Below are 13,381 nucleotides of genomic sequence, written 5' to 3' on the forward strand. Positions count from 1 at the left end.
CTCCATCGAAATCGGCAACAATTAATTCCAATTGCGGCATCGCACAACGGCAACGCACAGGCATACGATTACGACCACTCATCCACGAAGCGATCAACCACAAGGAGTCCGCATGAAACCCAGCGATGTCCGATCGAAAGCGTTTGCGATGCCGTTGACCAGCCCTGCGTTCCCGATGGGCCCGTACCGTTTCGTCGATCGTGAGTTTCTGATCATCACGTATCGCACCGATCCGGACCGTCTCCGTGAAATTGTCCCCGAGCCGCTGCAGGTTACCGAGCCGCTCGTGCATTACGAATTCATCCGCATGGCCGATTCGACCGGCTTCGGCGACTACACCGAAAGCGGCCAGGTGATCCCCGTCGAATACAACGGCCAGCCGGGCGGCTACACGCTCGCGATGTATCTCGACGATCACCCGCCGATCGCCGGCGGCCGCGAGCTGTGGGGCTTCCCGAAGAAGCTCGCGTCGCCCACGCTGCACGTGAACACCGATCACCTCCTCGGCACGCTCGACTACGGCAAGGTGCGCGTCGCGACCGGCACGATGGGCTACAAGCACAAGGAACTCGACATCGACGAGCAGACCCGGCGTCTCGCCGGCCCCAATTTCCTGCTGAAGATCATTCCGCACGTCGACGGCACCGCGCGCGTGTGCGAACTGGTGCGCTACTACATGCAGGACATCAAGATGAAGGGCGCGTGGACGGGCCCCGCATCGCTCGAGCTGGCGCCGCACGCGCTCGCACCGGTGGCCGACCTGCCCGTGCTCGAGATCGTCGAAGCCCGGCACCTCGTCGCAGATTTGACACTGGGTCTCGGCGAAGTCGTCTACGATTACCTGGCTCAGTAACACGTCCGCAGTCCTTCTCCCTGTCAATCCTTTCACCACGGGAATTCGAAATGAGCAACCTGAATGGCAAGACCGCAGTCGTCACGGGCGCCGCGAGCGGCATCGGCAAGGAAATCGCACTCGAGCTCGCGAAGGCGGGCGCGGCCGTCGCGATCGCCGACCTGAACCAGGACGGTGCCAATGCGGTCGCCGACGAGATCAACAAGGCAGGCGGCAAGGCGATCGGCGTCGCGATGGACGTGACGAACGAGGAAGCCGTGAACGCAGGCATCGACAAGGTTGCCGACACGTTCGGCTCGGTCGACATCCTCGTGTCGAACGCGGGCATCCAGATCGTCAACCCGATCGAGAACTACTCGTTCTCCGACTGGAAGAAGATGCAGGCAATCCACGTCGACGGCGCGTTCCTGACGACGAAGGCCGCGCTCAAGCACATGTACAAGGACGATCGCGGCGGCGTCGTGATCTACATGGGTTCGGTGCACTCGCACGAAGCGTCGCCGCTGAAGTCGGCGTACGTGACGGCCAAGCACGGTTTGCTCGGCCTCGCACGCGTGCTGGCGAAGGAAGGCGCGAAGCACAACGTGCGCTCGCACGTCGTGTGTCCGGGCTTCGTGCGCACGCCGCTGGTCGACAAGCAGATTCCGGAGCAGGCGAAGGAGCTCGGGATCAGCGAAGACGAAGTGGTGAAGAAGGTGATGCTTGGCAACACGGTCGACGGCGTGTTCACGACGGTGCAGGACGTCGCGCAGACGGTGCTGTTCCTGTCTGCGTTCCCGAGCGCCGCGCTCACGGGCCAGTCGTTCATCGTCAGCCACGGCTGGTTCATGCAGTAACGTCCTCGCCTCCCTGAAGGGGGGCGATTCCCACACCTGGCGATGCACGTCCGCATCGGAGAATGTTCAACGCAGCGTTGGTATCGCGATCATGCACGACACCGCAGTCACTGCAGGTCCATTCTATTCGCAGTCCCGCGATACCTTTCGGCCGCGTCGCGCTGTCTCTCGACCCGCACGCCGAACAGGGCTGGGTAGTACCGCTTTCGTCCACTTGCGCGCGTGCTTCTGCGTGTCGTTGCAGAAATTCCAGACGTCGTTCACCGCTCGGCTCTGCTGGTTCAGCAGGCCGTTGAGCGACTTCACCCGGTAGCGGTAGTCGAGGTTCATACCGGTCATTCTAACGATGGAATGCCGTCTGTCGACGTCACTCCTTTCCACTCCGCCATCAATGGCGGGATTTCTCGGAGCAACTGATGAAACCGCACGCCCGAACAGAAAAGCAGGCCGTCGATGCGGCGGACCTGCATCACGAAGCCGGCGCGCCGGCCGCTGCGCGGTCGCTGCCGTACGAGACGATCGCGCTCGTCCTGCAAGGCGGCGGCGCGCTCGGCGCGTATCAGGCCGGCGTGTTCGAAGGGCTGCACGAGGCGGGCATTCCGCTCGACTGGATCGCGGGCATCTCGATCGGCGCGCTCAACACCGCGCTGATCGCCGGCAATGCGCCCGAGCATCGTGTCGAGCGGCTGCGCGAATTCTGGGAAACGATCTGCCAGCCGGCGTTCTTTCCCGCGATTCCGGCCGCGTTCGAATTCGCGCTGTTCAACAGCATCGACCAGATCCGCACGTTCTTCACAGCGTCGCAGGCTGCAAGCGCGATGATGCAGGGCCAGCAGGGCTTCTTCTCGCCGCGCTTCCCGCCGCCGCTGCCGGGCGTGTCCGACCATCCGGAAAAGATCAGCTGGTACGACACGTCGGCGCTGCGCACGACGCTGCTGAAGCTGTGCGACTTCGACCGGATCAACTCGGGCGAAACGCGCGTATCGGTTGGCGCGGTCAATGTCGGCACCGGCAACTTCGTGTACTTCGACAACTCGCGCATCCGTCTCGCGCCCGAGCATTTCATGGCGTCCGGTGCGCTGCCGCCCGCGTTCCCGCCGGTCGAGATCGACGGCGAGTATTACTGGGACGGCGGTGTCGTGTCGAACACGCCGCTGATGGAAGTGCTCCGCGCACGGCCGCGCCGCGACACGCTCGCGTTCCAGGTCGATCTGTGGAGCGCGCGCGGGCCGCTGCCGCGCACGATGGCCGACGTCGCGGAACGCACGAAGGACGTGCAGTACTCGAGCCGCACACGTTTCGTCACCGATACGCTGCAGCGCGAACAGCGCTACCGCAACGTGTTGCGCCACGTGCTCGACCAGGTGCCGGAAGAGCAGCGCAAGAGCGACCCGTGGTGCGTCGAGGCCGACGCGATGTCGAGCGGGAAGAAGTACAACATCCAGCACCTGATCTATCAGCAGAAGGCGTACGAGCATCACTACAAGGACTATCAGTTCGGTCTGTCGACGATGCGCGACCACTGGTCCGCGGGGCTCGACGACATCCGCAAGACGCTCGCAGTGAAGGACGGCCTCGCGGTGCCCAACAACGACGCGGGCTTCGTGACGCACGACATTCACCGCCGCCGGTGATGCCTGGGCGACGGATCGGTGCGATGCCTGCGCCGGTCCGTCCTCTTCTCCGATTCGACATGCCGATTTTCATTGCACTGTTCGCGCTCATCGCCATGGGATGGGGCGCGGTTCACCTGTTTCACGTCATCGCCGCGCAGTTCGGCCAGCCGGTTGCGATCACGGCCGCCGTGCTCGCCGCCGCGATCCTGATCGCGCTGGTCGCGTGGTGGATCAAGCGCCGCCGCGACATCGCACCGAATACGAAGGAAGAAGGCTGGACGCATATCGTGCATCGCGCGTGGGGCGAGTTGCGCCTGTCCGCGACGCAGGGGCTGCTGTGGCTGTCGCACGACGGCGCGGACGGCCGCTATACGCTGTCGCAGCTCGACGGCTGCCAGGCCGCGCCGATCGGCGGCCGCTGGCATCTGGTCGTGCGCGTGCGCGACGCGGTGCGCAGCGAATGGAAGCTGCCGATGACGGACAAACGCGATGCGCAGCGCTGGGCGCGCGTGCTGATGCTCGCGAAGGACAACCGGCTCTGAACGCGCGGGCCGCCCGCACGGGCAGCCGCGCCACGATCCGCTATCGCGCGCCGAGCGCCCACAGCGCATCGAGCACGTGCTGCGTCGCCCGCTCGACCGGTCCCGCCCGATGGGCGATCCCCAGTTCCCGCCACAACGCCGGTCGCAGCGCGCGCATGACGATGCGCGCATCCGGCAGCGGCGCTCCGGCCTCGTGCGGGAGTAGCGTCGCGCCATAACCTGCGGCGACCAGGCTCTTGATCGCATCGTTGTAGTTGAGTTCGATCCGCGGCTCGGGCCGATGGCCGCCGAGCGCAAACCATTCCGTCGTGAGTCGCGACAGGCGCGTGGTCGCATCGTTGAGAATCAGCGGACGCGCGGCCAGATAGCCCGGTGTCACGCGAGCCGGAAGCCGCCAGTCCGCGGGCAGGAAGGCCATCACCGGATCGCGCCGCCATGCGCGGATCGACAGCCCCGCGACCGGCGCCTGCGGCAACGCGACCAGCCCGACGTCGAGCGTGCCCTGCGCAATGCGTGCCAGCGTGTCGTGCGACGTGAGCACCGCGATCTGGACGTCGATGTCCGGATGCTGTTCGCGCAGCCGCGCCACTGCCTGCGGCAACAGGTGCGCGATCGCCCCGGTCGATGCGCCGAGGCGCACCCGTCCGGTCAACCCCTGCACCTGTCGCTGCACGTCGTCCAGCGTGGATTCGACCTCGGCCAGCAGACTGCGCGCCCGCTCCACCAGCACTTCGCCGATAGCCGACGGCCGCACGTTTCCGCGCGTGCGGGACAGCAGCGGCGCGCCGACGCGGCTTTCCAGCTCGGCGACATGAAGACTGACGGTCGGCGGCGCGAGATGAAGCAATTGCGCCGCCGCCACAAAGGATCCCTGGTCCGCGATCGCGACCAGCGTGCGCAGGCGGTCCAGACTGATCTCGCGCATCACACACCTCTCGTTCAGAAATGCTGAATCAGTTGGTCAGTAAATTCAACTTTTCCTATTCTAGGCGTTCGATGGACGATACGGTTTTCCCGACGACCGAGCGCAAGGAACGCGACCATCATGGGCTTCCCCACTGTCTACATCGACGGCGATCAAGGCACGACCGGATTGCAGATTCACGAGCGGCTGCGCGAGCGCACCGACTTGCGGCTCGTCACGCTGCCGGATGCCGAGCGCAAGGATCCCGTGCGGCGCGCTGAAGCGATCAACGCAGCCGACATCGCGATTCTGTGCCTGCCCGACGCGGCCGCGCGCGAAGCGGTCGGCTTCATCCGGAATCCCGAGGTACGCGTGATCGATGCGAGTTCGGCCCATCGCACGCAACCGGAATGGGTCTACGGCTTTCCCGAGATGGCCGACGGACATGCGCGGAAGATTGCGCACGCGCGGCGCATCACCAATCCGGGCTGCTACCCGACCGGTGCGATCGGCCTGTTGCGACCGCTTCAACAGGCCGGCCTGCTGCCGCGCGACTACCCGGTGAGCATCCATGCCGTCTCCGGTTACTCGGGCGGCGGGCGAACCGCCATCGACGCATTCGAATCGGACGGCGCCGCGCACGCGAAGCCGCTGCAGGTCTATGGCCTCGCACTCGCGCACAAGCACGTGCCCGAGATCCAGCAGCATGCCGGTCTCGCGCACCGGCCGCTGTTCGTGCCGGCTTACGGCGCCTATCGGCAAGGCATCGTGCTGACCGTGCCGATCGAGCTGCGCCTGCTCCCGGCCGGCGTGACCGGTGAGCAGCTGCATGCGTGTCTCGCGCACCACTACGCCAGCGCGCGTCACGTCGACGTCACGCCGCTCGCGGACGCGCGCGCGATCACGCATCTCGATCCGCAAGCGCTGAACGGCACCAATGACCTGCGGCTCGGCGTGTTCGTCAATGCCGATCACGGTCAGGTGCTCCTGTCCGCCGTGTTCGACAATCTCGGCAAAGGGGCATCCGGCGCAGCCGTGCAGAATCTCGACCTGATGCTCGGTGCGTCGAGCGCGGCGTGAGTCTCCCGCGGGCACCGTCGAAGGCCTGCGCGGCAGGCCGATCAGCGTCGCGTGCGGCGATGCGCCGGTGCCTGCGCACGCCCCCCGTAAAAGCTCACCTTTAGCCGAATTCAGGCCGTATCGTCGCCCGCTGCGGCATTCAGGCCAGCCAGCGTCTCCACCAGAAAATCCACGCACACGCGCACTTTCGCCGACGCCGCGACGCGTTCCGGATAAACCGCCCAGATGTTCGCGGGCTGGATCGCATCGGGCAGCACGCGACACAGCGCACCGCGTTCGATCAGCGGCCCGGCTTCCCAGATCGAACGCAACACGATCCCGCGCCCGGCCAGCGCCCATTGCACGGCCACCTCGCCGTGATTCGTCGACAGCGCGCCGCCAACCTTCACCGTTGCCGTTTCGCCACGCACATTCAGCCGCCACACGCCGAACGGGTGATCGCGCTCCTTGATCGCGAGACAGTCGTGCGACGCGAGATCCGCGAGCGAGCGCGGCGTGCCGCGTCGTGCGAGATAGTCGGGCGATGCACACAGCACGCGGTAATTCGCGGCGAGGCGGCGCGCGATCAGGTGATCGGAGATCTCGTCGCCGATGCGCACGTCGAGGTCGTAGCCTTCGCCCGCGACGTCGACGAGCCGGTCGAACAGATCGAGCCGCACGTTCAGTTGCGGAAAGCGCGCGGTGAAGTCGAGCAACGCCGGCGCGACCACGTGCCGGCCGAAGCCGAAGCTGCTCGACATGCGCAGCGTGCCGCGCGGCACCGTGCGGGTCGTCGACACGTCCTCGACGAGATGATCGACGTCGTCGAGAATCTTTTCGGCGCGCGCGAACACGCGTTCGCCTGCTTCCGTGACCGTGACGCGGCGCGTCGAGCGATGCAGCAGGCGCGTGCCGAGCTGCGCCTCGAGCAGCGCGATACGCTTGCTGACATACGCGGGCGACACCGCGAGCTGCTCGGCGGCCGCGCTGAAGCTCGTCAGGCGGACAACCAGGCTGAACACGCGCAGGTCTTCGAGGTTCGGCGATTTGTTCACGATTCGTGGAAAGTCGATTAACCTTTCGAGCGATTTTAATCCAGATGGAAATAAATAGAATGGCGTGATGTACCGCTGCCTCCCCGGCAGCGGGCCGACCAGCCAAGGAGCTTTGCATGACCGACAGGACTTACAGAATTGCCGTGATCCCCGGCGACGGCATCGGCCGTGAAGTGATGCCCGAGGGCCTGCGCGCGCTCGACGCCGTGACCGCGCGCTTCGGCGTCCGCTTCGACTTCGTACAGATCGACTGGGCGAGCTGCGACTACTACGCGCAGCACGGCAAGATGATGCCGGACGACTGGAAGGCGCAACTGTCGGACATGGACGCGATCCTGTTCGGCGCGGTCGGCTGGCCCGCGACGGTGCCAGATCACATTTCGCTGTGGGGCTCGCTTCTGAAATTCCGCCGCGAGTTCGACCAGTACATCAACCTGCGGCCCGCACGCCTGTTCGACGGCGTGCCGTCGCCGCTCGCCGGCCGCCGTCCGGGTGACATCGATTTCATGATCGTGCGCGAGAACACCGAGGGCGAATATTCGTCGGTCGGCGGCACGATGTTCGAAGGCACCGATCGCGAAATCGTGATGCAGCAATCGATCTTCACGCGCCACGGTACCGAACGCGTGCTGAAATTCGCGTTCGAGCTCGCGCAGCGGCGCGCGAAGCGTGTCACCGTCGCGACGAAGAGCAACGGCATCGCGATCAGCATGCCGTGGTGGGACGCGCGCGCGGCCGAGATGGCCGAACGCTATCCCGAGATCGCCGTCGACAAGCAGCACATCGACATCCTGTGCGCGCGCTTCGTGCTGCAGCCGGACCGCTTCGACGTCGTCGTCGCGTCGAACCTGTTCGGCGACATCCTGTCGGATCTCGGGCCGGCCTGTACGGGCACGATCGGCATCGCGCCGTCGGCCAACCTCAACCCCGACCGCACGTTTCCGTCGCTGTTCGAACCCGTGCACGGCTCCGCACCCGACATCGCGGGGCAATACATCGCGAATCCGGTCGCGATGATCTGGTCGGCGGCAATGATGCTCGACTTCCTCGGCAACGGTGCGGGCCGCGAGCGCGAAGCGCACGACGCGATCGTCGCCGCGATCGAGGACGTGCTGCGCACCGGGCCGCATACGCGCGATCTCGGCGGCAACGCGGGCACGCAGGAAGTGGGCGAGGCGATCGCCGCACGGATTGCGGGCTGACGGTCAGGCCCGGCGCGAGCGATCGCGCCGGGCAGCGACTTCATGAATCAACCGGCGGTGAGCAACACGCGATGCGGTTGCGCACCCGTGCAGGTTCCGCTGCGTGCGTGGCGAAGTCGAGCGGTGAGCAACGACACTCTGCAACGCGCACTGCTTGCGCTGTCTCTCGTCGAAATCGATCCGATCGGTGAGTTGCACATCACGTTCACGCACACCGATCGCCAACTCACTGTCGAACCGATGCTATCGGTGAGATGCATCGCGTCGTGAGGCACACCGTTGCGCGTCGATGCGTGCATGACGCGATATCGTCGAACCGAACCGATCCGATCGGTGAGATGCATCGCGTGATGAAGTACACCGTTGCGCGTCGATACGCGCATGACGCGATAGCGACGTGAGCGACATGACCGCTTTACCCGGTGCGATGGCGCATCGATCTGCGCGAAGCACACAGTCCGACGCGACATTTCACCTCGTCCCGAAAAATCTCACCTTCAGCGCATCGCCTCCCGAATTTCCTCACCATAGAGCACGGTTGATGCGTTCGCCGATCCAATAAACCGGCGTGGCGCGAACGTCACAGCCCGAGGTCGGACAGCCCGGGATGATCGTCGGGACGGCGGCCGAGCGGCCAGCGATAGAGACGGTCTTTCTCGCGAATCGGCAGGTCGTTGATGCTCGCATGGCGATGCGCCATCAGGCCGTTTTCGTCGAACTCCCAGTTTTCGTTGCCATACGAACGGAACCAGTTGCCGGCATCGTCATGCCATTCGTACGCAAAGCGCACCGCGATGCGATTGCCGCCGAATGCCCACAGCTCCTTGATCAACCGGTAGTCGAGCTCGCGCGTCCATTTCCGCTGCAGCAACCCGACGATCTCGTCGCGGCCGGTCACGAATTCCGCTCGATTGCGCCATCGGCTTTGCGGCGTATAGGCGAGCGACACGCGCTGCGGGTCGCGCGTATTCCACGCGTCCTCGGCGGCACGCACCTTCTGGCGTGCCGATTCGAGCGTAAAGGGCGGAACGGGCGGACGGACTTCGGGGGAAGCGGACATGGGTTGCTCCTGTTCAGGGTTCTGGCCGCGGACGATCGCGGCCGGTTCGGATTCGCTGCGTCGACTACCGCGAAACGGTGTCGAGCAGCAGTTCGGCCGTCGCGCGCGCATCGCGCGCGGCGTTTGCGTCGCCGCTGACGAGCGCCACGCCGATCGCGCCGTCGATCAGCACGAGCCACTGGCGCGCGATGCGTGCAAGCCCGCGGCGCTCGATTCCCGTTGCGTCGGCATACGCATCGAACCGCTCGCGCACGAACGCCAGCAGGCGCGCCTTGTGCATACGCGCGACGACGCGCACGGGATCGTCCGCGTCGGGAATCTCGCCCGACGCGTTCAAAAACGCGCAGCCATGAAAGTCGGGCTGCCCGAACCAGTCACGCAGCACGTCGAACATGCCGAGCAACTGCGCGCGCGGCGCCTTGCCGCGCGCATGGGTTGCGTCGACGAACCAGCGCATCCAGCGCTCGTCGCGGCGTTCGAGCGCGGCGACCACCAGCGCCTCTTTCGATTCGAACTGCGAATAAAAGCTCTTTCGTGCCGCGCCGGACCGTTTCACGATCGCGTCGACACCCGTTGCATGGATACCGCCCGAATAAATCAGCGCTTCGGCCGCGTCGAGCAGCCGGTCGCGAACGCCCGGTTCGCCGGAGGGGTCGTGATGTGTGTTCATGCGTTTACGGTAGAACGATCGTTCTCCGTCGTCAACACCCGTTTGAAAAGCCATGTCGACGAGAGGGCTGAATCGCGGCCTGGCGCGCGGCCGCCACGCGACGCGGCCCGCCGCGTTTACGACATTTTTTCTTGAAGCGGATACGCGACGCTCACTACACTTCGGTCACCCTGTCTGGGCGAAAGGACATCATGCAGCGACCGGAATCCGCGCGCCCCGCGCGCGCCTATGCGGCTTATGCCAAGCGGCTCGACGGCCGCGTCGTCGTGCGGCGTTTCGACCCGCGCAGCGATTCGTACGACGCGCTGACCGTGCTGCTGCATCGCGCCTACGCGCCGCTCGGCGCGCTGGGCTTCAACTGCCCGTGCGTCGATCAGCCGGCAGCGGCAACGCGCGAACGCGTGCGTGCCTGCGACACGGCGCAGATCGACGTTGCGCGGCAAGCCGGTGCGGCGTCATGAAACACGATGTGCCGGAGCACGATGGCGACGACGATCACGCGCAGCTCGCCGTCCGGCAAGCACGCGTGCGTGCGGCGCTGCGGCTGCGCGGCGTGATGAAGCTGACGATCGTCACGATCGCGGTCGCGCATGCGCTGACGTTCGCGTTCGAAGGCCTGCTGGTCGCAGCCGGTTTTGCGCCGGAAGCCGCGACGTTGCTGCTGTTCCGCTTCGTGACCTGCGCGCTCGTCAGCTTCTGGCTGCAAGCCGATGCGTTACGCGCGTATCGGTATGCAGCGCAGCACGGGTTCGTCACGGGTTCCGGCACGCACGGCGATCCGATCGACGTTGCACCGCAGTGCCCGAAGCGCTGGCTCGTCGTGTTGAATCTCCAGCTCGAACCGCGATGGTTGAAGGGTGAACAGAACAAGTAGCGGCCTGCGCACCGGTCGATGTCTATTGCGCCGCGCATGAGTGAGTCGCGACAAGGCTCGCGAGCTCACGATTGACGTCCCGATTCGGCACGGCATCGCATGCGGTGCATGGCACGCGACCGCCCGACAAGCAAAGCAGGCAAGCGTATGGCAGAGGAAGAACAGGCGCCGAATGGCGTGATGGGGGAAGCGAGGCGAGGGTCGACAGGTGAAGTGAACGTTCGATTGCAAGTCACCGATGCGCGATCGCGTCGCGAATCGGCGCGCAAACACAGCTCCCGAATAATCTCACCTCAAGCCCGGATTCGCGCGTTCGGACCTCGACGAAGCGCGCGCAAACGAACGCGGGGCAGGCGGCAGACGCGCCGCGCTGCCCCTTCGGCACTCAGGCCGTCCAGTCGAGAATCACCTTGCCGCTTTCGCCGGACAGCATCGCGGCGAAACCTTGCTCGTAATCGTCGGCCGCAAAGCGATGCGTGATGATCGGCGACAGGTCGAGGCCGCTCTGCAGCATCGCGACCATCTTGTACCAGGTCTCGAACATCTCGCGGCCGTAGATGCCCTTGATCTCGAGCCCCTTGAAGATCACCTGGTTCCAGTCGATCGCCGTCTGCGCGGGCGGAATGCCGAGCAGCGCGACCTTGCCGCCGTGGTTCATCGCCTCGAGCATGCTCGTGAACGCGCTCGGCACGCCCGACATCTCGAGACCGACGTCGAAGCCTTCGGTCATGTGCAGGTCGGCCATCACGTCGCGCAGCGACTCGCGTGCGACGTTGACCGCGCGCGTCGCGCCCATCTTGCGCGCGAGTTCCAGCCGGTAGTCGTTGATGTCGGTGATGACGACGTTGCGCGCGCCGACGTGCTTCGCGATCGCGACGGCCATGATGCCGATCGGGCCCGCGCCGGTGATCAGGACGTCCTCGCCGACGAGGTTGAACGACAGCGCCGTGTGCGTCGCGTTGCCGAACGGATCGAAGATCGACGCGAGGTCGTCGGAGATCTCGGGCGGGATCTTGAATGCGTTGAACGCCGGGATCGCCAGGTACTCGGCGAACGCACCTTCGCGGTTCACGCCGACGCCGACCGTATTGCGGCACAGATGCCGGCGCCCCGCGCGACAGTTGCGACAGAAGCCGCACGTGATGTGGCCTTCGCCGGACACGCGATCGCCGATCGCGAAGCCGCGCACTTCCTGCCCCATCTCGACGATCTCGCCGACATATTCGTGACCGACGTGCATCGGCACGGGGATCGTCTTCTGCGCCCAGTCGTCCCACTTCCAGATATGGATGTCGGTGCCGCAGATCGCCGTACGGCGGATCTTGATCAGCACGTCGTTGTGGCCGACTTCGGGACGCTTCACGCGCGTGAGCGTGAGGCCGGGGCCGCGTTCGAGCTTTGCCAGTGCTTTCATGGTGGCGCCTCCGTCAAACGATGCCGAGCGACTTGCCGACGCGCACGAACGCGGCGACCGTCTGGTCGATCTGCTCGGGCGTATGCGCGGCGCTCATCTGCGTGCGGATGCGCGCGCGGCCGCGCGGCACGACGGGGAACGAGAAGCCGATCACGTAGACGCCTTCGCCGAGCAGCTTGTCGGCCATGTTCGTCGCGAGCTGCGCGTCGCCGAGCATCACCGGGATGATCGGATGCGCGCCGGGCACGAGCGTGAAGCCCGCTTCGGTCATCTGCTCGCGGAAACGCACGCCGTTCTCGCGCACGCGCTCGCGCAGCTTCGCGCCTTCGTCGCTGCCGAGCAGCTCCAGCACCTTCAGCGATGCCGCGGCAATGCTCGGCGTGAGCGTGTTCGAGAACAGGTACGGGCGCGAGCGCTGGCGCAGCAGTTCGACGACCTCGCGGCGCGCGGCGACGTAGCCGCCCGATGCGCCGCCGAGCGCCTTGCCGAGCGTGCCCGTGATGATGTCGACGCGGCCTTCGACGCCGCAGTGCTCGGGCGTGCCGCGACCGTTCGCGCCGATGAAGCCGACCGCGTGCGAATCGTCGACCATCACGAGCGCGCCGTAATGATCGGCGAGATCGCAGATGCCTTTCAGGTCGGCGATGATGCCGTCCATCGAGAACACGCCGTCGGTCGCGATCAGCTTGTGGCGTGCGCCCGCTGCATCGGCTTCCTTGAGCTTCGCCTCGAGGTCGGACAGGTCGTTGTTCCGGTAGCGAAAGCGCTTCGCCTTGCACAGGCGGATGCCGTCGATGATGCTCGCGTGGTTCAGCTCGTCGCTGATCACCGCGTCGTTCTCGTCGAGCAGCGTCTCGAACAGCCCGCCGTTCGCATCGAAGCAGCTCGAGTAGAGGATGCTGTCCTCGGTGCCGAGAAACGCGGCCAGCGCGCTTTCCAGTTGCTTGTGCACGGTTTGCGTGCCGCAGATGAAACGCACCGATGCCATGCCGAAGCCGTCCTGGTCGAGGCCGGCCTTCGCCGCATCGATCAGGCGCGGATCGTTCGCCAGACCCAGATAGTTGTTCGCGCAGAAATTGAGCACGCCGGCACCGCCGGCGAGCCGCACGGCCGCCGCCTGGGGACTCGCGATCTCGCGCTCGGTCTTGTAAAAACCGTCCGCGCGGATCTGGTCGAGCGTCCCGCGTACCTGGGCGAGAAAGGCATCACGCATCACAAAGCTCCTGACAGGGATTCGCATTCCGCAGCGTGCCGCTCGTGGCGGCGGCTCAACGGCCTGCTACTGTTATAGTCGGT

General features: G+C 65.7%; 14 protein-coding genes and 2 pseudogenes. 8 read left to right on the plus strand and 8 right to left on the minus strand.

The genetic code is table 11. The annotated features are described in order from the left end of the window. The first annotated feature begins 112 nt into the window (after positions 1-112). Together JYG32_RS27925 and JYG32_RS27930 are read left to right on the plus strand one after the other, a co-directional pair. A complete protein-coding gene (locus JYG32_RS27925) occupies positions 113-853 on the plus strand; it encodes an acetoacetate decarboxylase (RefSeq protein ID WP_071333518.1) in 741 nt (246 codons plus the stop codon). 50 nt (positions 854-903) lie between these two features. Further along, positions 904-1,689 (plus strand): 3-hydroxybutyrate dehydrogenase, encoded by a 786-nt coding sequence (locus JYG32_RS27930; RefSeq protein ID WP_174381337.1) that lies wholly within the window; start codon positions 904-906, stop codon positions 1,687-1,689. Here JYG32_RS27930 and JYG32_RS27935 read toward each other — a convergent pair. Continuing rightward, positions 1,679-1,906: pseudogene (locus JYG32_RS27935) on the minus strand (zinc ribbon domain-containing protein); the annotation flags it as partial. The gene JYG32_RS27930 and the pseudogene JYG32_RS27935 overlap by 11 nt on opposite strands. Then, entirely contained in the window at positions 1,813-2,019 is a 207-nt protein-coding gene (locus JYG32_RS39145) for a hypothetical protein (RefSeq protein WP_249744671.1), read from the minus strand. The pseudogene JYG32_RS27935 and the gene JYG32_RS39145, both read right to left, overlap by 94 nt. Before the next feature lie 86 nt (positions 2,020-2,105). Here JYG32_RS39145 and JYG32_RS27945 point away from each other — a divergent pair, with 86 nt between their 5' ends. Both JYG32_RS27945 and JYG32_RS27950 read left to right on the plus strand, forming a co-directional pair. Beyond that, complete coding sequence (locus JYG32_RS27945) at positions 2,106-3,323, plus strand: patatin-like phospholipase family protein (RefSeq protein ID WP_174381336.1); 1,218 nt, start codon at positions 2,106-2,108, stop codon at positions 3,321-3,323. Between the two features lie 59 nt (positions 3,324-3,382). Then, positions 3,383-3,847, plus strand: a complete 465-nt coding sequence (locus JYG32_RS27950) for a hypothetical protein (RefSeq protein WP_213265756.1) — start codon at positions 3,383-3,385, stop codon at positions 3,845-3,847. A 40-nt stretch (positions 3,848-3,887) separates the two neighbouring features. On the opposite strand, the gene JYG32_RS27955 is transcribed toward JYG32_RS27950, so the two are convergent. Then, positions 3,888-4,772, minus strand: a complete 885-nt coding sequence (locus JYG32_RS27955; protein WP_213267499.1) for a LysR family transcriptional regulator — start codon at positions 4,770-4,772, stop codon at positions 3,888-3,890. A gap of 120 nt (positions 4,773-4,892) precedes the next feature. Between JYG32_RS27955 and argC the strand changes: the two genes are divergently transcribed. Further along, positions 4,893-5,831, plus strand: a complete 939-nt coding sequence (argC, locus tag JYG32_RS27960) for an N-acetyl-gamma-glutamyl-phosphate reductase (RefSeq protein ID WP_213265757.1) — start codon at positions 4,893-4,895, stop codon at positions 5,829-5,831. Positions 5,832-5,941: 110 nt separating this feature from the next. Here argC and JYG32_RS27965 read toward each other — a convergent pair whose 3' ends face one another. Continuing rightward, positions 5,942-6,865 (minus strand): LysR substrate-binding domain-containing protein, encoded by a 924-nt coding sequence (locus tag JYG32_RS27965; RefSeq protein ID WP_213265758.1) that lies wholly within the window; start codon positions 6,863-6,865, stop codon positions 5,942-5,944. Between the two features lie 116 nt (positions 6,866-6,981). On the opposite strand from JYG32_RS27965, the gene JYG32_RS27970 reads away from it, so the two are divergent. Beyond that, the gene (locus JYG32_RS27970) at positions 6,982-8,067 is read left to right on the plus strand and encodes a tartrate dehydrogenase (RefSeq protein WP_213265759.1); all 1,086 of its coding nucleotides are present in this window, start codon (positions 6,982-6,984) and stop codon (positions 8,065-8,067) included. Between the two features lie 580 nt (positions 8,068-8,647). Here JYG32_RS27970 and JYG32_RS27975 read toward each other — a convergent pair. Next, the gene (locus JYG32_RS27975) at positions 8,648-9,127 is read right to left on the minus strand and encodes a DUF1348 family protein (RefSeq protein WP_174381331.1); all 480 of its coding nucleotides are present in this window, start codon (positions 9,125-9,127) and stop codon (positions 8,648-8,650) included. A gap of 64 nt (positions 9,128-9,191) precedes the next feature. Further along, positions 9,192-9,797, minus strand: a complete 606-nt coding sequence (locus tag JYG32_RS27980) for a TetR/AcrR family transcriptional regulator (protein WP_174381330.1) — start codon at positions 9,795-9,797, stop codon at positions 9,192-9,194. Between the two features lie 191 nt (positions 9,798-9,988). On the opposite strand from JYG32_RS27980, the pseudogene JYG32_RS27985 reads away from it, so the two are divergent. Continuing rightward, positions 9,989-10,201 (plus strand): annotated as a pseudogene (locus JYG32_RS27985) (GNAT family N-acetyltransferase); the annotation flags it as partial. 53 nt (positions 10,202-10,254) lie between these two features. After that, complete coding sequence (locus tag JYG32_RS27990; RefSeq protein ID WP_174381329.1) at positions 10,255-10,671, plus strand: hypothetical protein; 417 nt, start codon at positions 10,255-10,257, stop codon at positions 10,669-10,671. Positions 10,672-11,056: 385 nt separating this feature from the next. Here JYG32_RS27990 and tdh read toward each other — a convergent pair whose 3' ends face one another. Beyond that, on the minus strand, positions 11,057-12,085 hold the full coding sequence (gene tdh / locus JYG32_RS27995) for an L-threonine 3-dehydrogenase (RefSeq protein ID WP_034187547.1): 1,029 nt from the start codon (positions 12,083-12,085) through the stop codon (positions 11,057-11,059). 13 nt (positions 12,086-12,098) lie between these two features. Continuing rightward, positions 12,099-13,298, minus strand: coding sequence for a glycine C-acetyltransferase (locus JYG32_RS28000; RefSeq protein ID WP_213265760.1), 1,200 nt, complete (start codon positions 13,296-13,298; stop codon positions 12,099-12,101). Positions 13,299-13,381 lie beyond the last annotated feature (83 nt).

This window comes from Burkholderia pyrrocinia (assembly GCF_018417535.1).
Taxonomy (GTDB): Bacteria; Pseudomonadota; Gammaproteobacteria; order Burkholderiales; family Burkholderiaceae; genus Burkholderia; species Burkholderia pyrrocinia_E.